Origin of the sequence: Archangium minus, from assembly GCF_044360475.1 — a bacterium.
GTDB lineage: Bacteria > Myxococcota > Myxococcia > Myxococcales > Myxococcaceae > Archangium > Archangium minus.
This window is the reverse complement of record NZ_CP043494.1, coordinates 11,145,166-11,171,295: the sequence shown is the minus strand read 5'-3', so window position 1 is coordinate 11,171,295 and position 26,130 is coordinate 11,145,166. Positions and strand designations below refer to the sequence as shown.

General features: G+C 67.5%; 14 protein-coding genes. 8 read left to right on the top strand and 6 right to left on the bottom strand.

The genetic code is table 11. The annotated features are described in order from the left end of the window. Positions 1-69 precede the first annotated feature (69 nt). On the top strand, positions 70-5,004 hold the full coding sequence (locus F0U60_RS45700) for a hypothetical protein (RefSeq protein ID WP_395809888.1): 4,935 nt from the start codon (positions 70-72) through the stop codon (positions 5,002-5,004). 21 nt (positions 5,005-5,025) lie between these two features. Here the strand turns inward: F0U60_RS45700 and F0U60_RS45695 are convergent, their stop codons facing one another. The 3 genes from F0U60_RS45695 to F0U60_RS45685 all read right to left on the bottom strand — a co-directional run bounded on the left by F0U60_RS45695 (position 5,026) and on the right by F0U60_RS45685 (position 8,738). Continuing rightward, positions 5,026-5,652 (bottom strand): hypothetical protein, encoded by a 627-nt coding sequence (locus F0U60_RS45695; protein ID WP_395809886.1) that lies wholly within the window; start codon positions 5,650-5,652, stop codon positions 5,026-5,028. Positions 5,653-5,663: 11 nt separating this feature from the next. Then, a complete protein-coding gene (locus F0U60_RS45690) occupies positions 5,664-7,295 on the bottom strand; it encodes a hypothetical protein (protein WP_395809884.1) in 1,632 nt (543 codons plus the stop codon). Positions 7,296-7,418: 123 nt separating this feature from the next. Beyond that, positions 7,419-8,738: an O-antigen ligase family protein gene (locus tag F0U60_RS45685; RefSeq protein ID WP_395809882.1), complete on the bottom strand. Its 1,320-nt coding sequence runs from the start codon at positions 8,736-8,738 to the stop codon at positions 7,419-7,421. Between the two features lie 263 nt (positions 8,739-9,001). Between F0U60_RS45685 and F0U60_RS45680 the strand changes: the two genes are divergently transcribed. The 5 genes from F0U60_RS45680 (at position 9,002) to F0U60_RS45660 (ending at position 17,995) form a co-directional block, all read left to right on the top strand. After that, on the top strand, positions 9,002-10,555 hold the full coding sequence (locus F0U60_RS45680; RefSeq protein WP_395809880.1) for a right-handed parallel beta-helix repeat-containing protein: 1,554 nt from the start codon (positions 9,002-9,004) through the stop codon (positions 10,553-10,555). 155 nt (positions 10,556-10,710) lie between these two features. Next, positions 10,711-11,898 (top strand): glycosyltransferase family 4 protein, encoded by a 1,188-nt coding sequence (locus F0U60_RS45675; RefSeq protein ID WP_395809878.1) that lies wholly within the window; start codon positions 10,711-10,713, stop codon positions 11,896-11,898. A 361-nt stretch (positions 11,899-12,259) separates the two neighbouring features. Further along, entirely contained in the window at positions 12,260-13,660 is a 1,401-nt protein-coding gene (locus F0U60_RS45670) for a nitrous oxide reductase family maturation protein NosD (protein ID WP_395809876.1), read from the top strand. 222 nt (positions 13,661-13,882) lie between these two features. Next, complete coding sequence (locus tag F0U60_RS45665; RefSeq protein WP_395809874.1) at positions 13,883-16,525, top strand: N,N-dimethylformamidase beta subunit family domain-containing protein; 2,643 nt, start codon at positions 13,883-13,885, stop codon at positions 16,523-16,525. A 210-nt stretch (positions 16,526-16,735) separates the two neighbouring features. Beyond that, the gene (locus F0U60_RS45660; protein ID WP_395809872.1) at positions 16,736-17,995 is read left to right on the top strand and encodes an SGNH/GDSL hydrolase family protein; all 1,260 of its coding nucleotides are present in this window, start codon (positions 16,736-16,738) and stop codon (positions 17,993-17,995) included. Positions 17,996-17,998: 3 nt separating this feature from the next. Here the strand turns inward: F0U60_RS45660 and F0U60_RS45655 are convergent, their stop codons facing one another. Further along, positions 17,999-19,693, bottom strand: a complete 1,695-nt coding sequence (locus tag F0U60_RS45655) for an ATP-binding protein (protein ID WP_395809869.1) — start codon at positions 19,691-19,693, stop codon at positions 17,999-18,001. Between the two features lie 163 nt (positions 19,694-19,856). Between F0U60_RS45655 and F0U60_RS45650 the strand changes: the two genes are divergently transcribed. Beyond that, positions 19,857-21,458 carry a PAS domain-containing protein gene (locus F0U60_RS45650; RefSeq protein ID WP_395809867.1) on the top strand — a complete coding sequence of 534 codons (1,602 nt, stop codon included), beginning with the start codon at positions 19,857-19,859 and terminating at the stop codon, positions 21,456-21,458. A gap of 75 nt (positions 21,459-21,533) precedes the next feature. After that, on the top strand, positions 21,534-22,316 hold the full coding sequence (locus F0U60_RS45645) for an NlpC/P60 family protein (RefSeq protein ID WP_395809865.1): 783 nt from the start codon (positions 21,534-21,536) through the stop codon (positions 22,314-22,316). A 21-nt stretch (positions 22,317-22,337) separates the two neighbouring features. On the opposite strand, the gene F0U60_RS45640 is transcribed toward F0U60_RS45645, so the two are convergent. Further along, positions 22,338-24,944, bottom strand: a complete 2,607-nt coding sequence (locus F0U60_RS45640) for a protein kinase (RefSeq protein ID WP_395809863.1) — start codon at positions 24,942-24,944, stop codon at positions 22,338-22,340. A gap of 395 nt (positions 24,945-25,339) precedes the next feature. Further along, the gene (locus F0U60_RS45635; RefSeq protein ID WP_395809861.1) at positions 25,340-26,083 is read right to left on the bottom strand and encodes a phospholipase D-like domain-containing protein; all 744 of its coding nucleotides are present in this window, start codon (positions 26,081-26,083) and stop codon (positions 25,340-25,342) included. Between the last annotated feature and the right edge of the window lie 47 nt (positions 26,084-26,130).

The window sequence follows — 26,130 nt, the reverse complement described above, 5'->3', positions numbered from 1 at the left end:
CAAGGTTCTCCAGAGGAGAGCACGGCTCCTGTTGACCCTCACCCCAGCCCTCTCCCAGAGGGAGAGGGGGTGGCGCTTCCTCCTGTTGTCACCGAGCCTCTCTTCGAGGCTCCTGCGCCTCGCTCGGTGACCGCTCGCATTGTTGAGGAGGTTTCTACTTGGGACACCGTCTGGCGCCCCTTCCTCTACGAGAGCATTGGCTGGTTCATCGGCGCCTTCCTCATCGTCGCGGGCTCCCTCTATCTCGCCTTCGATAGCTGGGCCGGACTCACCTCCTTCTATCGCTCGCTCGTCGTCTTCGGCATGACCGCGGGCTACTCCGCCGCCTTCTCTCTCTGTGGGGCTCTGCTCGCTCGCCGCGAGGCTCTCGCCGGCGCGGGTCGCATCCTCGGTCTCATCGGCGCCGCTGTGGCTCCGCTCGCGGGCGTTGCGCTCGGGCCTCTCGACAGTCTCAGTCTGGACGGGGTTCCGCTCGCGCTTCTCCTTCCGTTGCTCCTCGGCTGGTCCGTGGGCGCTGCCGCCCTCGTCCGCAAGCCCGCTGAATCCTTCGACGCGCCCTCTCGGCCCTTCGTCCAGCTCGCGCTGCTCGGTACGACGTTGATGATGGGGCTCGCGACGCTCCTCGCGCGTCTCGGTGCTCCCGCGTTCTGGCTCAACGTCCTGCCCTGCGCCCTCTTCTTCGCGCTCTCTCGCCGGTCCGTCCCTGAGCCCCGGAATACCAAGGCGCTCGCCTTCGCTCTGGCAGCGCCTCTGTACCTGTTGCTGCTCTACGGGGTGCGCCTGTACCTGGCTCTTTCCGCCGCCGGGGTGCCTCCTTCCTTCGGCAGCTACGCTCCGTTCCTCGCCTTCTTTCTCGCCACGTGTCTTGGTTTCCGCCGGCTTCCTCCTCACGAGGCCGCGGATTCGCTCTCGGTCGGCGTCGCCTCGCTCCAGGTGGTCTGTCTCGTGCTCGCGGCCACGGGCTCGCCCCCGTCCTTCTTCCTCACCGCGGCCACCTTTACCTGGACCATGTTCGGGCTCTCCCGGGGCGAGCTGTCCCGGGTGCGTTGGCTGTACCTCGTCTATGCCGGCGCGTACTTCTCCTATGCCTCCTCGGGTCAGCTCGTCCCGGGCGTCGTGCGGTCCCTGCTCGACTCGCTCAAGGCCGCGCTCGGCTACCCGGTGTCCGGTAAGCTTCCGTTCCATTACGGGGCGATCTCGGCCGTGCCTTTTGTGCTCGCGGGCGTCGTCCTCGCCGGGTGGTTGCGTCACCGCGCGGAGCGGACCCCCTCGGCGCGTGACGAGGCGAGCGCCGAGGTGCTCCTGCGCTCCACCGCCGTCGCGAGTGTCCTCTTCGTCCTCCTCGGGCACGCGGGCGTCGACCAGCGTCCGGCCTTCTGGACCGCGCTCGGGCTCATCGCTGTCTGCGTCACCAGCGGGCTGTTCTTCGAGCGGCTCTACCTGTCCATCGTCGGCGCCGCGCTGACCTTCCTCCTCTCGTTCTCCGCCCAGGTCCTCTTTGGTCCCGCGGTGGCCTCGGTGGTGTGCGGTGGGGTGGCGCTCGTGTTCGCCGCGCTGTCGCTCGTCTGCACCCGGCGCACGTGCCTCACCTTCAGCGCCGCGGTGGGGTGGCTCTCGGTCATTGGCTTCGTCTATGGCCTCCAGGCGGGCGCCCATGGGGCCGCATTGATGGGCCTGGTTCTCTGTGGTGCCGCCGGGGTTCTCGTGGCGTGGAACCTGGCCAATCCGTATCTGCTCGCCGTCGCCAGCTTCGGGGCCGCGGCCGTGGTGCCCAAGCTCGCCAGCCTCGTCGATCCCTCGTGGGTGCCCCTGTCGCTCACGGTCTCGGCGTTGGGGCTCGCTGTCTTGGGTGGGCTCGGGGGCCGCGCGCGGCTGCTCGGCTGGTCCGGCGTCGCCTATGCCCTCCTGGCGTTCGTCTGGGGCTTTTCCATCCAGGTGCCCTGGTTTGGCGTCATCGTGCTCCTGGCCGCTGCCGCGGTGGCCTTGGCCTCGCGTGTCACGCCCGAGGTGCGTCCGCTCGCGGTCCTTCTCGCCGGCTTCGCGCTCCTTCCTTCCCTGGGCTCATTCATCATCTGGCCGTGGATGACGCCGGCCCTGTCCGTGGCCCTCTTCATCCCCTGGGCGTTGGGGGCCTCGGTGGCCGCCGCGCGTTGGGGCCGGAGCGCGAGCACCCTCACCGCGGGCATCGTGGCGCTCGTGTATCCCGTGGTGGCGGCGATGGCGGCGGGCGGGAATCAGCCGTACCCGCTCTCGCTCGGAATTGCCTTCGCGGCCCTGCTCACCGCGCGTGCGCTCCACCCGTCCCTCAGCGTCGTTGTCGCCTCGCTGTGGGTCTGCGTCTATCTCTTCCCTCGCTTCCGGGCTCCCCATGCGCTGGGGGCGGCCACGCTGCTGAGCCTCATCGCCCTCCTCGAGTCGCATCGCGCGGCCTTCCGGCACCTCGCCGGGGAGCGTCGCTTCGCGCTCGCGGCGAGTCTCTGCGCGCTTCCCTTCTTGTTGATCGCGTGTTGGGGGGCTCACGAGCCCATGCGCCTGCTGGTGCTCGCGGGCACGGTGTTGCTGCCCCTGGTGTGGACGCGCGCCAACCGTCAGCCCTTCTTCGCGGCCCTCGCGCCCCTGTTCACCCTTCTCCTCGTTCTTGAGTCGCGGCAGTCCATGCCCTGGGCGTGTGCGCTGCCGCTGCTCGCGCTCCTGGTGGTGCGCGCCGCGGAGCACCTGCCGGCCGCGCGAGTCCTGCTCCTCGGGAGGAGCGAGGAGGCGGTTGCGCACCAACTGTCGGGGTGGATGCAGGGGGCGTTGACGTTGGTGGGCGTGGTGCTGGTGCCCGAAACGAAGGCCAGCCCCTGGGTGTTCGCACCGCTCGTGGCCTCGCTCGTGCTGCTGCCCGGCCCGAAGCCCTCGGTGCGCGTGGGGCTTGGGGTGGGCCTGCTGCTCTTCTGCCTCCCACTCCACCCGGTGGCCATCGTCCTGCTGCTGGCGCTCGGCTTCCTCACGCACCTCCTCCCTAGCGCGCTGTGGGCCTTCTTCCGCACGCCAGAGGACACGTTGCTGCGGCCCGTCACCGTGGTGGGGTCGCTCGCGCTCTGTGGGTGGACGCTCGTGCTGGATGCTCCTACGCCCGGCGCCATCACCCTATTGGCCGGGGTGCTGCTGGTGGGGGCCTTCCTCCTTTCGCTGCCCTGGATGTTGACGGCCTCGGTGCTCGCGCTCGCCGGTGCTTCGTTGGGCAGGACACCGGAGCACGGCTTCCTCGAGTGGCGTCCGGAGTCGGCGCTGGCCTTTGGCGCGGTGGCGCTCGGCGCGGCGTTGCTGTCAGCCCTGTGTCAGGTGGGGCGCGTTCAGCGCGCCGTGTCGCGGTGGGCCGAGCGCCTGTCGCCGGGGCTCCCCGACACGTGGAGCGAGCCGTTGTGGATGGCGGGTGCGCTCGCCACGGGAGTGCCCGTGGTGGTGCACCTGCTGAACCTGGGGCCGGGTGCGCTGCCCCTCCCGGTGGCGCTGCTGGCCGGACTCGCCTCGCTGGTGCTGATGGTGACGCGCGAGCGGGCCATGGCCAACGTGGCCACCGCGTTGTTGGCGGGTGTGCTCGTCGCGGCGGTGCCTCCGCTCTGGGCGCCCGCGGTGGTGAGTGGCACGGGGCTCCTGCTGTGCATGGTGGGCACGTGGCTGGACGAGCGCGACATCCGCGTGGGCGCGGCGCTGCACCACGCGGGCTGGGTGTTGTCACTCCTCTCCCTCTTCGGGCTCAGGGAGTTGAAGCATCCGGGGACGGCGGTCTGCTTCTTCTTTGGCATCACGACGGCCTGGGCGGTGGTGTACCGGCGTCCCGAGCGCGCGGTGGTGGGCTGGGTGGCCTCGCTGGTGGGGCTGCACGCGCTGCTCGCGCATGTGGGGGCGTTGCTGTCCACCGGTCGGGGGGCGGAGTTCATCCTCCCGTTCTTCGGAGCCCTCAGCGCGCTGCTGGCCACGGCGGCCCTGTACCTCGCGAGCGATCGGGTGCGCCGGGGTGTGGGGCACTCGTTCGCAGTGATAGCCATGGTGGAGGTGCTCGGCGGCCTGGCGTTGGTGCCCGGGTCTGCAGGGGTGCTGATGGCGGCGCTCGTCGACTGCGTGTGTCTGGCGGTGCTCTTCTTCGCCCTGGTGCGCCGTGCCGTGCGTGAGAAGGACGAGACCTCCGCCTTCCTCGCGCAGGGGACGCTGGTGCTCGGCTACCTGTCGGTGCGCCTGCACGCGCTGGCCTCAGGCCTGGGCACGGCGGACAGCATCGCGGCGCTGGTGGGGGGTGCGCTCTTCTCTGGCCTCTATGTCTTCGTGATGCGCGAGGGCTCGGGGTTGCCCGTCTTCCGCCGGCCGGCGCTGTGGGGCGCCTTCCTGTTCCCCCTGGCGGGTCTGCTCACTGCGCCGTGGCACCAGCCGCTGTATGTGGCGGCCCTGCTCGTGGGCTATGCCGCCCACTTCGCCGCGCTGTCCGTGCACCCCTCGCAGCGGGGCGTGTCCTCGCTGGTGTCGGTAGGGGCCTTCAACGCGGCGCTCTTCCTCGTCTGGGTGGGCACTGGCGCCGGAGAGCCGCAGTACTACGTCATTCCTGGAGGACTCTCGCTGCTGGTGCTGCTGCGCGTCTTCCACGATGCGCTCGAGCCGGACACGCGGGCGAAGCTGCGGGCCTTGGCCATCACCATCGTCTACGTGGCCGGGGCGTGGAAGCCGCTCATGTTCCAGGACGGTGGGGCCATGTTGCTGTGCGTGCTGCTGTGTCTGGTAGGCGTGGCGGCGGGTATGGCGCTGCGTATCCGCTCCTACGTGTACCTGGGCAGTGCCTTCCTGGTGACGTGCGTGCTCGCCAACCTGGCGCGCTTTGGCATCCGAGACCACCGCATGGGCGCCGCCTTCCTCTCCCTGCTGGGCGTGGGCGTGGTGGGCTTCATGGTGCTCTTCACCGCCAAACGTGCCGAGCTGCTGGAGCGCTATGAGCGAGTGCGCGCGATGATGGCCACCTGGGAGGGGTGAAACGGGTTTGGCCTGGCCTCCTCAGTAGAGGATGAAGTCGAACTTCTCGATGACGGCCTTGAAAGCTTCCGGAGTGGTCTCGAAGTGCTTTGCTTCGACCGCAGCGGATAACGTCAAGGCCTTGGTGGGGGCCGGTTGGTTACGCAGGTCCTCAATGACAACACGGCCAAATCGGCCCGGCCATTGGACGCTGCGCAGTTCGGCGGCCCTCCCGATGGGGTCCAGGATGGTGAAGCACGGCCACTTGGGAAAGCGAATACTGGAAGGATCACACCCCATGATGCGGCAGCCATCCAGGCGGGCTTCGGTGAAGTCACAGTCCTCGATGGAGCCGTGCCCCGCTCTCTCCGAGTAGCCAGGCCAGTGGCCAAAGTCGCAGCCCGACAAGCGCCCTTTGAAGCGGCAACGCTTGAGGGATGCGAACACCCACTGCTGGTGGTTCTTCAACTCCTGCTTCACCTCGAAGGCGCAGTCGATGAACCGGGTGTCCTGGTCGAAGATCAGATTCCTGCCGGAGACCTTCAGGATGAGGGTGCAATTCCTAAACGTCACGTTGGAGCCGAGGAAGTAGAGTGAGCCCTTGTCGGTCATCTCCAAGCGCTCGTTTTCGATTTCCCGGTCCTCGTAGAAGATCTTGTTGTAGAGCATCCGCCGCCCTTTCAGAAGGTGAGCATCCGGAAGAACTCACCTGCCATGCGCCTGCCATGCAGCGCCAGATTCGACTCCGTGCCGGAGAGAATCTCGTACTTGTAGCCCCCTGGGACTGCCACATCGACCCCTTTGTTCCGGCTGAAGCTATAGAGGTGCTTGAACTGGCGGGACACCTCTTCTTCTACGAAGCGTCCCCGGGCCTCGCGCTCCAACAGTCGCGCGAGCCAGTGCTCTCCTCGCTCCAAAGCATCGTTGATGGCTTTGTTCTCCTTGAAGGAACGCTTGTCAGGTCCCCACTCCTTCGCGGCCTTGGTCACGGCCTCTTGGAGCATGTCTCCCACCTTGTCCTCTGCGGGAATGTCCGCAGCCGACTTGCCACGTGGCAGGTGCCAGCGTTGGCCGTCGCTGAGCACCACCTGCCGGTTGCCGCCCCGGTGACGTAGGACGGTCTCGGCGGAGCGGTTTCCAGAGGCTTTTCCCGCCCTATCGCTCGACCCCTTCTTGAACATCACCACGGCCAGGGGGCCCTGCGGTGAGGCGGCCACCATCTCCACCGTTGCCACCGCCATGGCCAGGCTCTCCTCCTGGGCGAGCGACGTTTCCACAGCCCCTATGCGCCCCATGACAGCGGTGCCGCCCTGAGCCTCCCACTGTGCACCCGCCATGCTGTAGCCCGGAAGCGACTTCACCCTCGCCAGCACCTGCCCTAGTGTGTGCCCGCTGAGCGCGGCCACCGCGAGAATCATGGCCCTCGCCGCGTCCTCGCCCAGCACCTTGCCGAATTCCTCGCCTGCCGTGCGCAACTCGTCGAAGGTGCTGGCGTGGTGTGCTGTGTCGGCCATGCGAGCCCAGCCGTCCATCAGCCCGTACACCGTCTTGAGTCCCAGCCACCCCACCAGAATCACCGTGAGGCTCGCCGCCAGGGCCTTCGTGGTCGGCTCGGGCACCACCCACGTCATGCAATAGAAGGCGACTGCCCAGACGACCATAGACACGAGCGCTCGCACGTCCAGCAGCTCTCGACTCAGGGCCTCGCGCGTCTCGTTGAGCACGGTGCCGAGCGCTAGAGCCAGAGCGAGCGTGCGCCGATCATCCGTGTGCAAGAACGGCCCATCGTCCAGCAGGCCGAGGCAGTCGCCGCTGCCCTGGTGCGCACACCATTTGAGGTACTTCTCTTTCAAGGCTTCATCCGCCTTGGGGGTGAGGCGAATCGGGCCGTCCTGCCTCTTCGGCACGAGGGTGTAGCCGTGGCCGCGATACGTCTCCAGGTTCCAGTCCCCGGCGCTCGCGACCGTCTCAATGTCTTGTGGCTGCGGCGGCAAGAGGCTCAGCAGCTCGCGGGCAGCCTCCTTTGGAGTCTTCCTCGCTAGCCGCACGTCGAGAGAGAGTTGCTGGAAGGTCCGCTGGAACTCGGCCTTGTGGATGGGCACTGGCCGGGTGGTGACAGCGCCGGGCTCCAGGAAGTCCACGGCGTACTCCGTGGCGGACTCGACGCCGGGCTCCGCCGCCGTCCGGATGCCTCCCCGAGGGACGCCCGTGGCACACGCGGACTGGAGGAAGAGGACGATAAGGGCCCATGCGCCGATGCAGGGGCCCCTCCGCGTGCCGATGGAACGAGTGACACGATGACGGATGGACACGGCGCACCTCCAGAAGCGACGCAGGGGTGAGCCGTCGCTCTGGAATTACACGGAAACGCAGACGCGTCCGTCAAGCCATCGGGCAGGCCTTGAGTCGGATGATTCAGTGGATGAGGCCGTCGCTCACCGCTGCTGACCGGAGATGTGTCCTGACGCCGTGTTCGCGGCCCCCCAGACGGAGGGATCCTCCCGAGAGGGGGGAGTCACCGGGGTCAGCCCGGACGTACCCTCCGCGGGCGCGGGTTGTGACGCGCGGGCCAACCGCTCCGCGCACGCCGCGATGCCGAACAACACGTAGAAGTGCACGGCCACGAGGAAGCCTGCGAAGAGACAGGACACCAGGTGACCCACCACCGCCGCGGCGATGGCTCGTGCGAGCCAGCCTCGCTCCCTGTCCCGCGCGAGCGTCCACAGTGGCCCAAGCGCTGACCCGATGAATGCCAGGAAGAGTCCCAGCCCCACGAAGCCCAGGTCCGAGATGACCTGCAGGAAGATGTTGTGCGCGGCATACGCCCGCGACTCCTGCGGCCCGTAGAGTCGCCATGCGTAGGGGAAGGTGCCTGCCCCCACTCCCAGTAGCGGGTGCTCCAGGCTCACCCGGGAGGCCACCGTCCACGCCTGGACGCGGCTCATCGCCGAGGCGTCCGCCTCGTAGGTCGACACCGAGCGGGTGCGCGTCCAGAAGCTCTCCGGTGAGAGCACCAGCATGGCCCCAGCCGCGGCCACGACGACGAGGGTGCGAGCCAGGCGTCGCTCCAACAGCACCCACGTCGCGGCGGCCGTCACCAGCCCGAGGAAACCGCCTCGCGAGTAGCTGAACACCATGGCGGTGATGGCCATGGCCGCGGCCACGCCACAGGCCAGACGCAGCAACCACGGGCTCTGCTTCCGCACGAAGAAGGCCACCGCCAGCGGCACGATGATGCCCACGCTCATCGCCATGCGGTTGGGGTCCGCGTACACGCCTATCCAGCGCGCGCGGTAGCCCTCCACCATGTCCACTCCGGCGTTGTGCCAGGCGATGACGCCGTGTGAGGTGACGATAGAGCCCACCACGAGCGCCAGACACACCCAATGCAGGCGCCGCTCGCTCGTCACCAGGTTCACCAGCGTGAGGTAGACGAGCACCCACTTGAGGAGCTCCACCGCCGCGAAGCGCGTGGCGTCTGGGTAGAGCGACCAGCCCAGCGACGCGAAGACGAGCCCGCAGAATGTAATGAGCAACACCCCGCGCTGTCCGTCCACCCACAGTGGCTCCCGGCGCCCCATCCGCCCGAGGAGCATCAACCCGGTCGCCGCCGCCGACGTCAACAACGCTGGGCGCCACCGCTCGAGCCCGGGGATCCACTCTCCCGGGCTGATGTAGATGGCGGCCAGGAACGCGAGCAGGAAGCCGAAGGCCCAGCGATCCTGGCTTTGCACCGCCTTGCTTCCCATTCCCATTCCCCCGGACCCTTCCCCCTGATGGAGCCGGCGCGCTCGCGCGGCAAGCCCACGTTGCGCACTCACCTCAGCAAGCACCACCGCCGTCGGACTCACTCGTCCAAAAGGCGATTTTTCTCACGGCTCCGTTCATTCCCGTTCACTGCAAGCATGCGGCCTGACGGTCCCTTCCCAGGTCCCTGAGCACCCTCGTGCCGGAATCATCCGAGCGGCCCTGCTGTCCCTAAGCACTCGGTTTCCACTTTCCAACCAGGTGGGTTCTCATGCGTCTCCGTCTGACCACGGTTCCTCTGCTCTCCACTGTCTTGCTGGCCACCGCGTGTGGAGGTGGGGTGCGATCGGACGGCGGGTTCGGTCCCCCCAACGCGCCGGGCCTCACTCCGTCGAGCGGGCAGCCGGCAAGTGAGCAGCCAGCGGGCGAGCAGCCGGGCTTTCCCTCGCCCCCCGAGGAGGGAACGCCCCGGGCGCCAGAGGCGCCGCCCTCGTTCGCGCACGAGTGGGTGGTGAGCCCCACGGGCGATGACGCGGCGGCCGGCACGGCGTCGGCCCCTGTGCGCACCATCTCCAAGGCGCTCTCCCTGGCGGGCCCCGGCGACCTCATCCGGGTGCGTGCCGGCACCTATGCCGAGCGCGTTCTCATCTCCGGCCCCGTTCGCGCGGGCACTCCGGACGCGCCCATCACCCTCCAAGGCGAGGGCAAGGCGCGCATCATCCCGGGCTCCGAGCCGGGCGCCCTCGTCGTCGTCGAGCGGCCGAACTGGGTGATCCGCGGCTTCGACATCGACGTGCAGAACCGCGCGGCCTTCGGCGTGGCCTTCACCGGTGACACCGAGGGCACGCTCCTCGCGGACTCGGAAATCCACCACGCCAATTACGGCGCCGGTGTCAGTTTCCACAATGGTGCTCACGGGGCGACCCTCGAGAACAATCACATCCACCACATCCGCATCAAGAATAAGGACGCGCATGGGGTGCTCATCCAACCGACGGTGCGCAACATCACCGTGCGCAACAGTGTCATTCATGACAACTCGGGGGATGCCATCCAGTGCTACAGCCCGGATGGCTCGGTGCCCGCGGCGCCGGCTGATGGGGTGGTCATCGAGGGCAACGACCTCCACAGCAACATCGAGCAGTCTTTGGACATCAAGACCTGCTACAACATGATCATCCGCCGCAACAAGATGCACCACGCCCGCCGCCACCCGACCTTGGGAGGCAACAGCGCCATGGTGGTGCACATGTCCGCCAAGAACATCCTCATTGAGGAGAACGAGTTCTATGACGCGGGAGCGGCCATTGGCGTCGGGGGAAATCGTTTTGGCCCCATGCCCTCGGGCATCGTCATCCGCCGCAACCGCATCCGGGACATGCTGACGCAGGGGGGGATGACGGGCGGGGGCGTGATTCTGGCGAACTCGACGGGGACGCAGGTGGTGAACAACACCTTCACCCGGCTACAGGGGCCGGCGTTCGTCGTGGGCCGGGGTGATGGCGGTCCGACGCAGGGCCTGGTGGTGAAGAACAACATCATCGACGCGGCGCGGTCCCTGGAGTTGGGGACGCAGGCGCCGGGGCTGACGATGGGGAGCAATCTCTATCCGCCCGGGACCACTATCTTGAAGGAGGGGGCGACCCTGAACCTGTCCCAGTGGCAGGCGCAGGGGCAGGATGGGACTTCCTCCGAGGCGGAGGCCCTGCTCGACCCGGAGACGCTGTCGCCGGGTCCGGCCGCCATTGACCGCGGTGAGCCCCTGGACCTGGAGGGCGCCTGTGGTGCGGGACCGGACATTGGCGCGGTGGAGTCTGGTTGCTAGTGCACGTCTTGCTGCCTCAAAAGACGTCTTCCGCCGCTCGCGGATGACAGTGGCCTTGCGAAGAGCCGGTCCTGACCTCATCACATCGCAATGGGGAGTGGGTTGCTCGCTGCCGGTGATGGAGCAGGAGACTGCTTTCAATGCAGGGGGGGCGGATGAAGGGGCTTCGCATCGCACTGCTGATGAATCTGGCTCCGCGAAAGCAGGGTTCGCTGGAGGACTGGATCCTCGCCTTCTGTCGCGAGGCCGCGCGGCGCGATCACCAGGTGGATGCCTGGTTGCGTGAGCCCATGCTTCCGTCCTTTGTGTCGGAGCTGAAGGCGAGCGGTGCGCGCCTGGAGAAGCTGGTGGAGTTCGAGGAGTCCGGACTGGTGCCGATGACCCGGCGCCTGGGCTCCTATGATGTCATCCACCTCAACTTCATCTCTCCGCGGGGCCCTCTGGCGGCGGCGGCCTATGCCGCCTGGCCGGCGCAGGTGCTGTATACCGCCCACTCGGACCACGTTGATGTGAACGAGCATGTGGTCCGGCGGAGTCTGCGCTGGGCGGTGAATCACGCCACGATGTTCCGGGTCCACAGCCTGGCGGGTGTCTCCGAGCACGTCCGCATCAAAGAGGGCCGGCGCTTCGGGATTTACCCCCACCGCACCCGTACCATCTTCAATGGGGTGGACACCCGGCGCTTCCATCCTCGCACGCGGCCGCAAGGCGGACCGGTGGAACTCATCACCGTCGCCAACCTGGTGGAGAACAAGGGCGTTCATCACCTGCTGCGTGCGCTCGGGCGTCTGCGCTCCCCGATGGTACGCCTGCGTGTCGTCGGGGACGGCCCGGCACAGCAGTCCCTGCGTGCGCTCGCGGTGGAGCTCGGCATTCAGCACCAGACAGAGTTCCTGGGGCTGCGCAACGATGTGCATGAGCTGCTGAGCACGTCGGACATCTGCATTCAGCCCGCCTTGGCAGAGGCGTTTGGCTTGACCATCGCGGAAGCCATGGCGTGCGGTTGTGCCGTGGTAGCCTCGCGCGTGGGTGGCATCCCCGAGCTCATTGAGCACGGCAGGAACGGTCTGCTGGTGGAGCCCGGCGATGAGGTGGGGCTCGCTACCGCGCTCGAGCGCTTGGTGAACGACCCAGCGTTGCGGCATCAATTTGGGATGGCTTCACGGCAGCGTGCTTGCGAGCGCTTCGAGCTCTCCCAGACCGTGCGACGCCATGTGGACTGGTGTGAGGAGGCCGTCGGGTTGGTGCCCAAGCCCGCGCGCTTTACCTCCGCGCCAGAGCTTCCGGTCCAGGAGGCGCTGGAGCCGCGCGCTTCGTATCAGGCCGGGCCTCGGAGCCTCTAAAGCAGACGAGAGTTCAGGCGCCCGTCTCCCTGATAAGAGGGCAGGGCGGGAGCCTGCTCATTCCGCCTGCTCGTGGGGCAAGCAGGCATTTGGCCAGGAATAGAGGAGTTCCAAGCATTGTCGAGAACACCCCAAACAAAAGAGGGTGTTCATCGTGAAGCAATTCAACAAGTGGCCCCAGTTCGTTTCATCCCTGCTGCTAGCTTGTGTGGTGTCCGCCTGTGAGGGGAACGCGATCCACAAGCCCGAGACGCAGGCGCCCTCTGTCGGAGTTCCTGACTCCGAGGGGTCACCTCAGCCTTCCCCCTCCGAGCCGCCGGACACCCAGGCGCCAGACTCTCCGGACGAACCTGAGGAGCCCGTGGCATCTCCGGCGCCTCCCCCGCCACCTGACAGCCCATCGACCGTGGGCTCGCCTGTCACCACGCCGACCTACAACAAGGTGTGGGTGGTGAGCACCACGGGCAATGACGCGGCCGCCGGGTCGGAGACGGCGCCCCTGAAGACGATCTCCCGCGCCATTACCCTGGCGGGTCCGGGTGACCTCATTCGGGTGCGCTCCGGCACCTATACCGAGCGCGTGCTCATCTCCGGCTCGGTCCGCAGTGGTACGGCGACCGCGCCCATCACCCTCCAGGGGGAGGGCAAGCCGCGCATCATCCTGGGCTCGGTGAACGGGGCGCTGATGGTGGTGGAGAAGCCCTACTGGCTCATCAGCGGCTTCAACATCGACATCCAGAACCGCAAGGCCTTCGGCGTGGCCTTCACCAGCAACCTCCAGGGGACGAAGCTCTCCGATTCGGAAATCCACCATGGCAATTACGGTGCCGGTGTGAGCTTCCACTACAGCGCCAACGGGGCCACCCTCGAGAACAATCACATCCACCACATCTTTATCGACGGGGATGACGCGCACGGCGTGCTCATCCAGCCCACGGCTCGCAACATCACCGTGCGCAACAACGTCATCCACGACAACTCGGGGGACGCCATCCAGTGCTACAGCGAGGATGGCTCGGTGCCCGGTGCTCCGGCCGATACCATCACCATCGAAGGCAACGACCTGTACGGCAACATCGAGCAGTCATTGGACATCAAGACCTGCTACAACGTCACCGTCCGCCGCAACAAGATGCACCTCGCCCGGCGCCACCCGACGCTGGGAGGCAATGGCGCCATGGTGGTGCACATGTCCGCCAAGAACGTCCTCATTGAGGACAACGACTTCTACGACGCGGGTCTGGCCATCGGCGTGGGCGGCAACCGTTACGGCGCTTATCCCTCGGGCATCATCATCCGCCGCAACCGCATCCGGGACATGATTACCGACGGCGGAATGACGGGCGGTGGTTTGCAGCTGGCGGTTTCGACGGGAACGCAGGTGTACAACAACACCTTCACCCGGCTGCAGGGTCCGGCACTCACCGTGGGCACGGGTGACGGCGGGCCGACCGAGAACCTGATGGTGAAGAACAACATCATTGACGCAGCCTATGTCCTGAAGCTGGGCAGCCAGGCGCCGGGGTTGAAGATGAACAGCAACCTCTACCGGCCCGGTGCTTCCTTCAGGGGGACCTCGTCGTGGAACCTCTCCCAGTGGAAGGCGCAGGGGCAGGACGCCAATTCGCTCGAATCCAGCACTCTGCTCAACAGCACGGAAACCCTGTCGCCCGCGTCGGCCGCTGTCGATCGCGGCGAGAAGCTGGGTCTCCCGTTCTGCGGAGCCGCTCCGGACATCGGCGCCGTAGAGTCTGGCTGCTAGCCTTCCCGCAGTGAGGCGCCCGCTGCCCATCAAGGGGTGGCGGGCGTCCGTCCAGTTCAGCAACGCCTCTCATACCCTGGCACGGCACTGGTCTTTCCAGCGAACGTTCTTACTCTGCGGGTGGATTCGGGCCGGATCCAGAGCGGAAATCCCGAGGGGACGTCGGGGGCGGGCATGAGAGCTGGACGTGGCGCAGCAGGGGTTCTGGCAGGTGTCTTGTTGTTGTCTGGATTGTTGTGGGGTGGATGTCATGACACCACCCTGCGCCCGCAGCAGGACCCTCCGGGGAATAGCGGCGGAGGCGGTGACAGCGGCGGAGGTGGTGGCGGCGGCGGAGGTGGTGGTGGTGGTGGCGGAGGTGGAGGAGGCGGCGGCGGTGGCGGCGAATGTGAGTCGGGTTGCGCCGAGCCCCAGCCGATTGCGCGTCAATCCCAGCCCAACCCCATTCCCGAGGAGAACAAGCACCCAGGCGATCGCCGGTGGCGGGGAGGCTCGGCGGCTCCTGAAGGGGCGCTCGAGTTCTATACCTCCACCGAGTCCGCCGCGGCGGGCGAGGTCGTTGGGGTAAAGGTTTCCACTGACACGGAGACCTCCGTCACCGCCGAGCTGTTCCGTATCGGCTATTACGGTGGAGCGGGGGCCCGCAAGGTGTGGAGCGGCGGTCCCTGGCGGACGGGCGCGCAGGCGCCGTGTGAGCGTGACGTGCCGACCGCGCGCATCGAGTGCGACTGGGACGACACCTTCTCCATTCCCATCGACTCCTCTTGGGTCTCCGGGCTCTACGTCGTGAAGCTCACCCTGCCCAATGGCGGCATGCGGTTTACGCCCTTTGTTGTCAGGGATCAGCGCGCGGCGGACATCCTCTATACGCCGAACTTCACCACCTATCAGGCGTACAACACCTGGGGCGGCACGAGCCTCTACTTCGACGCCGCCCTGGCGACGCCGTTCGGCCGTGCGCGTGAGGTGTCTTTCAATCGTCCGTACAAGGACTCCAACGGGGCCGGGAAGACGTTCCACCTCGACATCAACTTCATCCAGTTGATGGAGCGCGAGGGCTATGACGTCACCTATGGGACGCAGCTGGACTTCATGCGCTTCTCCAACTTCCTCGAGGGCATTGGGGCCTTCGTCATCGCGGCGCAGGACGAGTACTGGTCGGTGGAGGAGCGCAATCAGATCGAGGCCGCGCTGGCAGGCGGGAAGACGAGCCTCGTCTACTTCGGTGGAAATGGAGGCTACTGGCGCGTCCGCTTCCGCTCGGACTCCAAGGGCAATCCGCTCCGCACGCAGGTTTGTTACAAGAACGAGTCGGATCTGGATCCCCAACCGGGCTCGACGGTGCGCTTCCGGGACGCGCCCTCGAATCGCCCCGAGAGCAACCTCTTCGGCGCCATGTACGAGGGCTGGCAGCTCGTCATGTTCCCGATGGTGGTGGCTGATGACTCGCACTGGCTCTTCGAGGGCACGGGGCTCACCCGGGGCACGTTGCTGCAGGGGCTCCTGGGCTACGAGTACGACAAGGCCTTCCCCTCGTTGCCCGGGGCTCCCTCGGGTGTGAGCATCAGCATGTCGAGCCCCGTGGTGAGCGGTGAGGGCGTGCCGTCCTACAGCACCGCGGTGGACTACACCACGCCCCAGGGCCGGCTGGTGTTCTCGGCGGGCTCCATCTGCTGGGGGCTCGGGCTGGGGTCGGATCCGGAGCTGAGAGATCCTCGCGTGGAGCGGATGACGCTCAACGTGCTCGAGCGCGCGCTGACGCACCGTCGGCCGGCGCGGAAGCTGGAGCCCGTGAATAGCGCAGGGCCGGTGGTGGCTCCGCCGGAGGCCCAGTGGGCCCAGCGCGTGGAGGCCTTCGCTGGGGCCGGCGTGGCGGGTTTCAGCGATGGGCCCGCGGCGGAGGCCCGCTTCCAGGCTCCCACCGGACTGGCTGTCACCCCGAGCGGAGAGGTGGTGGTTGCTGATACCGGCAACAACAGCATTCGGCTCATCCAGACGGATGCTGCGCGCACCGTCATCACCCTCGCGGGGAACGGGAAGCTCGGGCACGCCAATGGTCCTGGCTCGCAGGCCATGTTCCGCTACCCCACGGCGGTGGCGGTGGGACCGGCCGGTGAAATCTACGTGGCGGATTCCGAGAACCACGTCATCCGTGTGCTGAAGCGTGAAGAGTCCGGCTGGACGGTGAGCACGCTCGCGGGGCAGCCCTTCCGGTCAGGCTTCGCCGATGGACCGGCCGCCAAGGCGCGCTTCAACCGGCCCATGGCGCTCGCTGTCGACGCCGCCGGCAATCTCTATATCGCCGACCAGGTGGGTCATCGCATCCGCATGCTCCGCGCCGACACGCAGGAGGTTGTGACGATCGCCGGCACGGGTGGCGGGGGGCGGCAGGACGCGGTCATCGGCACGAAGGCCACCCTCAACAATCCTACGGCTCTCGCGCTCGGCAAGGACGGCTTCCTGTATGTGTTCGAGGCGGGCAACCAGCTCGTGCGCCGCCTCTCCCTGACTGCGCCCCACGCGGTCGAGGCCGTCGCCGGTCGTCAGGAGGGGTATGTGTTTGGCTTCGCGGATGGCACGGGCGACGTGGCTCGGTTCCGCGCGCAGATGGGCATGGCGTTGTCCTCGGACGGACGTGTGGTCATCGCTGACACGGGCAACTTCCGCATCCGCAAGGTGGAGCCCGGCACCGACAGAGCTTCCTCTCGGGTCATCACCATCGCTGGCTCGGGGCAGCTCGGCACGCGCCTCGGCTCCGGAGACGTGGCGGATATCGTCGCGCCCACGGGGCTCGCCACCGACGCCAACGGGTGGTTCTACGTGAGCGACTCGTACAACCACGCCATCCGCCTCATCGTTCCCTGAGCTCCATCAGGGAAATATATTCCCTCTCCCTTCGGGAGAGGGTCAGGGTGAGGGTAGCCGAGCCCGTTCTTCAGCCCGTGGCCCTCGGTGTGGACAGGGCGTTCAACCCGGGTTCACCCGATACCCTCACCCCCGCCCTCTCCCAAGGGGAGAGGGAGCCTGTGTTGGTCCGGAAGGTGCAAAGCCTCCCCCTGAAAGGAGGAGGTAGGAATGCGGACCAGGCGAGGCATGGTGTTGGTGGTGTGTATGGGGGCACTTCTCGTGACCCAATGCGGACCCGCCGCGGACGAAGGGGAATCTGTCTTCCCACCGTCAGCACCCGCCATGGACTCCTGTGTGGAGACCCTGCCTTCCGATGGGCTCGAGGTCGCTCCCGTCAACCCCGGGGGCACTCCGGATAGCCCCCGGCCGCAGCCTCCGCTGTTCCAGCCGGGCTTTCACCTGGCCTTGCGCTGGTCCCAAGAAGTGCGCGGTACCACCACGTTCCGCCTGCGCGTGCCGGTGAACCGTGCGGGGCAACGGCTGCGGCTCGCCTTCCGCTCGGGAGATGGCTCCCTGGTGTTGCGGCGGGTCACCGTTGCGCGGGCCGGACCCGAGGGCGCACTGGCCTCCGAGCCGGTGCCGGTGACGTTCTCCGGCGCGCCTGGCACCACCCTCGCGACGAGGACGCGTGTGGTGTCCGATCCCGTGCCCTTCCCCCTCCACTTCTGTGACGAGCTGGCGGTGTCCTTCGAGGTGGAGGGCCAACTGGCGGCGAGCGCCATCGAGCTGCTCCCTGGCAGCTACGTGCGCTCGGGAGCCTGGGCCACCACGCCGGGGCCGCTCGGGGGCGAGCCTTGGGCCATCCCCGTGGGGCTTGCCACCGTGGAAGTCGAAGGTCCTCCCTCGCGCGTCTTCGTCGCCCTGGGCGACAGCATCACCGAGGGCTACATCAACGGTCACGACGACATCCGTAACTCCTGGTCCTTCCTGGCCAGCGCTCAGCTCGGAGTGCCCATTGTCAACGCCGGCGTCTCCGGTCAGGGCTTCTATGACGCGCTGCGGTTGCTGGATGGCGAGGCGCTCGTCCTGTCGGGCATCACCGACTGCATCGTCCTGCTGGGGACCAATGACTTGAGTGGCTCCCCGGACATCAAGCTCCAGGCGGACATGTTCCTGCTGACGGAGCGGCTGAAGCCCTTCTGTCGCACGTGGGTGGGCACCCTGTTGCCCAAGGAGCATGCGAGCAACGGTCGATACGAGGAGGTGAAGTCGAGCCGGCTGGCGATGAACGCCTGGATACGGACCAACCGGCAGCCCGACATCATCGACTTCGAGGCGGTGACGCACGCGCCGGACAACGTGCACCTCTTCATTGACGGCCTGGATGTGGATGGCATCCACCCGAGCGCCGCCGGCCACCGAGTCATGGCCGACGAGGTGGTGCGCGTGCTGCGCGCCAATGGGGTGCAGCCCCAGGAGGCGCCCTGAGCCTCACCCGGGCGTCTCCAGCAGGGGGACTGTCACGGTGAAGCGGGCGCCCTGTCCGGGTTGGCTCTCCACCGACACGGTCCCTCCGTGCGCCTCGACGATCTCCCTCAGGATGTAGAGCCCGAGCCCGAAGCCGCCATAGTGCCGCACGGAGGCGGCGCGCTCGAAGCGCCCGAAGATGCGCTGCTGGTCCTCCGGCGAGATGCCGATGCCCTCGTCTTCCACGCTCAGCAGCGCGCGGCCCTGCTCGGCCCGGCAGCGGATGTGCACGGGGCTGCATGCCCCGTACTTCATCGCGTTGGACAGCAGGTTCTCCAGCACGTGCTCCAGTCGCAGGCGATCCCCGAGCACCGGGAGGGGCCCCTCCACCTGGGCATCGAGTGAGCACTCCGCTTGAGCGAGCACCTCGCGCGAGCGCTCCAGCACGTCATTCACCAGCGCCGCCAGGTCGCACGGAGCGGTCTCCAGTTGCAGCGTGCCGCGCGTCAGCCGAGACAGGTCCAGCATGCTCTCCACCAGCCGGGTGAGGCGCACCACCTGCCGGTTGGTCACGGCCAGCCGGGACCGCAGCTCCTCGAGGGGGGGCGGCTGTCCGTCCTGGAGCATCCGCTGAGCGCTCTGCAACCCCAGCCTCAGGGGTGTGAGGGGCGTGCGCAGCTCGTGTGAGGCAATGGCCAGGAAGTCGTCCCGGGCTCGCACCGCCTCCTGGGTCTCGTACAGCAGCCGGGCCCGCTCCGCCTCGGCCGCGCGGCGCTCGGAGATGTCCACGAAGGTGACCACCCCTCCCAGTCTCTCGCCCTCGCGCCAGAGGGGGTAGGACCAGATCTCCGCCGGGAAACCCCTGCCGTCCGCGCGCCACAGCCATTCGTTGTCGAGGTGGATGCCTTCCTTCGAGGTGGCCTCGTAGATGGGGCATGCCTCGCGCGGGTAGGGCGTTCCGTCCTCGTAGCTGTGGTGAATGAGCTCGTGCATGCGGCGCCCGATGAGCGCCGAGGCATCCGGATAGCCCAGCAGCCGCGCGCAGGTGCGGTTGGCGAAGGTGCACTGCCCCTTCAGGTCCATGCCGTAGATGGCCTCGCCGGTGGAGTCGAGCAACAGCCGGAAGAGCTCCTCACCCTGCCGCAGCCGCTCCTCGGCATATTGGCGTGCGGTCCCCTGGGCCATCGCGTCCGCCACCGACGCCAGCGCCTCCAGGATGTCGTCCTTCAGCTTCTGGCGTGCGAACATGGCCATCACCCCCACCACCCGTCCCTCGGCCAGGAGCGGGTAGCCGGCGAAGGCCACCAATCCCTCGCGCAGCGCCCACTTCCGCTGCACCCTCGGGTCGTTCGGCACGTCGTTGATGAGGAGCGGCATGCCGCTTTGCGCAATCAGGCCAATCTTCAGCTGACCCACGGGAATCCGGGCGTGCTCGCCGTCCAGGTGGGTGTAGCGCCCGGCGCTCGCTCGCAGCTCCAGCACCTGCTCGCCCGGAGGGAGCACCCAGATACGCGCGAAGGCCCCTCCGAGGTGGCGCACGATCGCCTCCGCGCAGGGTTGCAACATGTCATGCAGGGTTCCTGGACGGGCGAGCGCGGCGCCCACTTCGGCACGCAGGAGCGCGGAGCTGTCCGGTCCACTCCGCCTTCTCCGAGTGAGCCAGACGCCTGTGGCTCCACCGAGCGTGCTCGCGAGCAGGCCAAGGACAAGGGGATTCACGGGGGAGATATAACCTCCCAAAGCGGAGTGCTCGTCCCCTCGCTATCGCCGACGCACCCCGTCGTCTGACGGCGAACATCCAGGGCCGCTCTTTCCTGACGTCATCTGACAGGCCATTATCTTCAAAAGGACCCTGCTCCACGCCGGACGGGGAGGAGGATTCATGCCAGGGCTGGGGCCCGAGGTTGGCCAGGGTGCGGTGCGGCGAGAGGCGGAACTGTTGAGGCATATCCTCGACGCGCTGCCGTACCCCATCTTCTGGAAGGGCAAGGACCTGCGCTTCCTCGGGTGCAACGCCGCGTTCGCGAGGCTCGCCGGCCTGACGCATCCCGACGAGGTGGTGGGGCTCTCTGACTACGACATGCCCTGGCGCAAGGAGGACTCGGATTTTTACCGAGCGTGTGACCAGGACGTGCTGGATTCGGGGATTTCTTTCGCTGAGTGCGAGGAGCCCGTCCGGGGAAAGAATGGCGAGCAGCGCTGGTCCCAGACGAGCAAGGTGCCCCTGAAGGACGCGCAGGGGAACGTCTTGGGTGTGCTCGGCATCCTCGTCGACGTCACCGCGCGGCGCGAGGCCCAGGAGCAGATTCAGGTGGCGATCATCGCGGGCGAAGCAGCCAATCGCCTGTTGGCCGCCCAGGTCGCAGAGCGGGAGGCCATGCGGGAGGCGCTGGCCACCAGTGAGATGCGGCTGCGCACGGCGGTGCGTGGCGCGCAGATGAACATCTGGGCGTTGGACCCGTCGGGCATCTTCACCTTCTCGGATGGGGGCGCGCTGGCCCAGTTGGGTCTCAGGCCTGGGCAGGTGGTGGGGTACTCCATCTTCGAGATTTTCGCGGAGAGTCCGGCCATCCTCGACATCGCGCGGCGGGCGCTGAAGGGTGAGTCCTTCACCAGCACCATCGAGTTCTCCGGCGTTCATTACGAGACGCGCTACACGCCTGTGTTCGACGAGGCCGGCACGCTCACGGGCGCCATCGGTGTCGCATTGGATGTCACCGAGCGCGTTCGCTACAACGAGATGCTGGAGGCGGAGCTGGGGCGCACACGCGCGCAGTTGCTGCAGGTGGAGCGGCTGGCGACGCTGGGCACGTTGGCGGCTGGAGTGGGGCACGAGCTGCGCAACATCTCCGCCGTGCTCAACAGCTTGAAGACCTACTTCACCGATTGCGCCCGGCGCGGTGTTCCGCCAGAGCTGGAGGAGCTCGAGGAGCTGGGTTGGGCGTGCGAGCACGTGGCCACGCACGGCCGGCACCTGATGGACCTGGGTCGGCCTGGACGCTCCACGGTGGAGCGGGTGGACCTGCGTGAGCTGGTGTCGGGCTCGCTGGCCATGCTGCGCACCGCGGGCATCATCAAGCACGTGAAGGTGACGTCCTCGGTGCCCGACTCTCCCCTCTGGGTACAGGTGAGCCGGACACGGGTGGAGCAGGTGCTGCTCAACCTGGTGGGCAACGCCGCCGACGCGGTGGAGCCGGTGCAGGACAGGCCCGCGGAGGTTCGGGTGCGCCTCTTCGAGGACAGGCCCAAGGGCGTCGTCTGCTGCCGCGTGGAGGACTCCGGGGTGGGCATTCCCGAGGACAAGCTCTCCACCATCTTCGAGCCGTGGTTCACCACCAAGCCGCCGGGTCGCGGCACCGGCCTGGGGCTGCCCGTGGTGCGCACCATCCTCCGGGAATCTGGAGGCGACCTCTCGGTGGAGAGTCAGCTGGGGAAGGGCAGTGCCTTCACCTTCTGGCTGCCCTCGATTGCCTCGTCCGCCTGACGGCCGGGCAGTGGAGGCCGCACCTGCCTGGTCGTGGAAGGTGCAGGCGATAGTGGGTGTGGATAATGTCGCCTTATGCGCTGTCTGCTCCTCGTTCCGGTGTGTCTCCTCGTTGCCTGTGCCGGCACCGCGCCCGCGCTTCGTCCTGCCACGGACGTGCCGCGCTCCTCTCCGGAGGCCGAGGCGCCTAGGGTGGACGCGGTGGAGCTGGGGGACGCCTCCGAGGAGAGTGTGGCCCTGGCCCTGCGCGTCACCGTGGAGACCGCGCGACTCGTGTCCGGGGCCACCAGCCTTCGGGCCTCGCACCCGGGGTTCACGGCCACGCCCTCACGCATCGCGGCCCTCATTGTCGAGCGCGCGGTGCAGCTCGTGGGGGTGAGGCACCTGGGCCGTGTGGAGCGCGGTGTCCCGGACGACTGCTCCGGCCTCGTGCGGGTCGCCTATCTCAAGGCGGGCATCGACCTGGTCAACCATGGCTTCCTCGCGGGCGAGAACGCCGTCTCTGCCATCTACCGCCGCGCGCAGTCCCGGGGCGCCTTCCACAACCGTCGCCCCCGCCCGGGAGATCTTGTCTTCTTCCGTGAGACCTACGACCGCAACCGCGATGGCCTGCGCAACGATGGGATGACTCACATCGGCGTCGTCGAGAGCGTGGGGCTGGATGGCACCGTCACCTTCATCCACCGGGGCAGCAAGGGCATCGCCCGTTCGCGCATGAATCTGCTCTTCCCGCGCACCCACCGCGTCGGCCAGGACGGCGTCGTGCTCAACGACTTCCTGCGGGCCGCGTCCCGAGGCCAGCGCGCCTGGCTGTCCGGGGAGCTCTTCGCGGGCTTTGCCTCGCCCGGACCTTTGTAGGCACCCGGGAGGTGGGGAGGCTTACTTCTTTGTCAGCGTCTCCAGGGCGTCCTGCGCCTCGTCCTGGCCGCAGTTCTTCAGCGTCTTCTCCCTCGGCTGCTGAATGAGCTTCTCCAGCGCGGGGATCGCCTTGCGGTCTCCCAACCCCGCGAGCCGCCGCGCCGAGCGCGCCCGGATGCCGCAGTCCGTCGACTCGAGCGACTGCATGTACAACTGCACCAGGTCGAGCCCGTCGGTGGACTGCACCGCCTCCAGGTAGCGCAGCGCGCCCCACTGCCTGGGCGAGGGCTCCTCCTCCGCGAGCTCCTCGAAGTGCTCCTTCAGCTGCTCCTTCGGGAGTGCGGACAGCAGCTTGCGCAGCCCCTTGTTCGCCTCGTCCTCCCCGAAGTCCTCGGCGAGCCCGTCCAGCACCGGCTCCTCAATGGGCTCGCGTGACTCCGCGTCGAGTCCCGCCAGCGTCTTGTACTCCTCCTGGTGCTTGTTGAGCACGTGCAGTGCCCTCGCGTGCACCTGCAGCACCGGCGCGTCCTTCTTCGCCTCCGCCGGCACCTCCGACAGGCGCTTGAGTGCGTCCGCTGGCTTGCCCGCCTCCAGCAGTTCGCGCGCCTGGTACACGGGATCGTTCCGGCGCACCATCGCGTACGAGGTCAGCCCCACCACCGCCACCAGCCCCAGGCTCACGCCCGTCGTCAGGCCCGGGCTTGTGCGCACCAACTCCATTGCCCGCTCGCCCAGCCTCCGTCCCACCCGTGCCACCTCGTCCCAGGCCGCTCGCACCGGACCGAGCTGCCTCTGGAGCGGAGCGCGCATGGACACTTCGTCCTGGCCTCCGAAGGGCAGGCCCTCCACGGCTCGGCGGCAGCGGTAGAGGCGGAGCGGCTCTCCGCTGGCGGGCATCGGCACGCTGCCACAGGGGTCGGCGTCTCCCTCCACCCGGCTGCGCACGAGGTTCACCGACTCGGTGAAGACCACCTCACCGGCCTCGGCCACCTTCTCCACCGCCTTCACCACCTCCACCGGCTCACCCAGCACCGCGTCTCGGGTGACGAGCACCTCGCCGGTGTGGAGGCAGATGCGCACGGGCAGCTGCTCGTCCGGGCCACACCGCTGGTTGTGCCGCCACAGCTTGTCCTGCATGGCCATGCCGCACAGCACCGCGTGGGTGGGCGCGGGGAAGACGGCGAGCAGGGAGTCCCCACGCTTCTGCACCAGCCGGCCGCCGTAATCGCGCACCAGGGGCAGCAGCAACTCGTCGTGCGTCTCCAGCATCCGCGCGTTCTGTTCGTGCGTCTGCCGCGAGGTGCGCTCGGTGTAGCCCTGCAGGTCCGTGAGCATCACCGTGAGGTTCTGCGGCTTGCCTCCCGAGAGCGTCCCGCTGCCCTTCAGTCCCTGCGTGGTCGCGGGTCTGGCCAGGATCGTGTCCGTGCTGCTGCGCACCGACTTCACGGCCAGCGGTGTGGCGGGACGGGTGGGCGCGCGCGAGTGCGAGGCGGCCTGCTCGGGCACCACCATGTCCGTGGCGGGGCGGGTGGTCGCGCGCGAGTGAGAGGGGCCTGGGATATCGGGCGTGCCCGGGACGGGAGGACCGGGAGGACCGAAGACGACCGTGCCCGAGGCAGGTGATTCGGCTGGAGCCGGCACGGCGATGGGCGCGGCGAAGGCAACCGTTCCGCTCCCGGGCGGGGCGGCATCGTCGGGGACAATGAAGGCGGAGATGCTTGGGAGGGTAGGGGGCGCACCCGAGGCCATGGCCAGGGGCGCACTCGCCGCACCGAGCGTTCCCGCCGCCACTACGCCCAGCGCATCCACCAGCGCATTTGCATCGGGCAGCCGGTGGGTGGGGTCTTTCTGCATCAGCTGCATCACCAGCGCGACGAGCGTGGGATGGCCGACGAGCGTAGGCGCGGCCTCGATGAGCGGCTGGGGCGCCTGGGCAGCGTGCTGGGCGACGTACTGGGTGGGACCCGGCCCGGGGAAGGGCAGCTGGCCCGAGAGCACGCGGTAGGCGAGCACTCCGAAGGAGTACAGGTCGCTGCGCGGATCCACCGGAGCCCCCACCGCCTGCTCCGGCGAGAGGTACTCCGGCGTGCCTACCACCAGCCCCACCTGGCTGAGGTTGCTGGCGGTCGCGTCTGGCTCCACCAGCCGCGCGATGCCGAAGTCCAGCAGCCGGGCCTGCTCGCCGCGCAGCCCCTTTGTGAGGAGCACGTTCTCCGGCTTCAGGTCTCGGTGGATGATGCCCTTGTCGTGGATGGCCGCGAGGCCCTCGGCGAGCTGGTACAGCAGCGGCAGCGCGCGCGTGGGAGCCATGGCCCCTTGCTGGAGCACGTCATAGAGGTTCTCTCCCTCCACGTACTCCATGACCAGACAGGCACCGACGTCTGTTTCCCCGTAGTCGATGACGCGCACCACGGCCGGGTGTTCCACCGCGGACAGCAGGCGGGCCTCGCGCTTGAAGCGCTCGATCATGCTCGGGTGCACCATCAGGTCCGCGTGCAGGACCTTGATGGCCACCCTGCGCCCCAGCGACACCTGCTCGCCCAGGTACACCTCACCCATGCCCCCGGCTCCGAGGAGTTGGAGGACGCGGAAACGGCCATCGAGGACGAGTGTACCGGTGTCGATCACGCGCGCTGCATCTTCGCTGGAAACGTGGGTCGCGGGCAGGGGCCTAGCGTGAAACAGGGGGCGCTACTCTGCCTGCCCCTCGGCCGACGGAACAGCGAAAACAAGAGGCCATCTCCCGGATAGGACTCTAGGTGGACTTACAGTGAATCTCTTGTGCCAGGGTGAACAGATGGGGTGTGGGGACGTGTGGCCCATCCATCCGAAGGTGCAGGTCGCATCCGCCCACGGGTCGAACCTCTACGGTGACAGATCGCCGTGGCGCTCGCCCAGGTGGGTTGTGTGCCCGGGGACTGAGCACGGTGTGTCACTGCAAGATGGGGTAGGTGACCGGGATCCACTCCGGCTCGGTTCTTCATCCGCCGCTCTGGTGGGAAAGGTTTGAGCCCGCCGGTGATTCAGCCGGTCATCTTGCGGTAACAACTCCGGCACAGGGGTTTGTTCATGGTGGCCGGGAAGCCCTCGCCGCAGCTGTGACAAAAGCTGTCTTTGTAGTCCGCGTTCTCGTACTCAGCCCACTCCTGGTAGTCGTCCCAGCAGTATGGCTTCTCTGGGTTGAGTGCGATCGGCATGGCGCACCGGATGCAGAACCCGTGCATCCCGACTGGCGCGCGAGGGCTCTCCGTCTGCCTGGAGCTTCTGAATGCTCGGGCGTTCCCTCCGGCTTTGCTGTCCACGAACTTTTGGAGGTCCTGGCCGGCGAGGATGTGCGGCTCGATCTCTTGTTTGATGAACTGCCGCACCTGGGCCACGTCCGCTGGGTCCTGAGACCAGAGCCCCACTTCGATGCTGGAGAGGAAAGACGAGGAGAGCAGGTTCAATGAGGAGATGATGACCTCGGATTCCGACCAGTAGAGCTTCGCATGGAGCTTTGGAACAAGGCAGAGCCGGAGGCCCCGCGCGGTGAGCTCCTGAAGGTATTCACTGAACGTTCTGGCGAAGGACTGGAGGTCGTCATCGAGCCGGAAGATCAGAGTAACGGAGACCTTGTTGTTCAACGCCGCTCGGATGGCTTGCCCTATCCGGTCCTCTTTTCCCAGCGTGACGTAGGGGGAAACGAGCACTACGTTTTTGCGTGCATTCTTGATCAGCGAGACGAGCCGGCTGATGGTCTCGTCGGTGTTCAGGAGGTTCAAGTTCACGTTGTCACCATGCTCGAACACCTCCGCTTGTTATCTCAAGCGCTTCA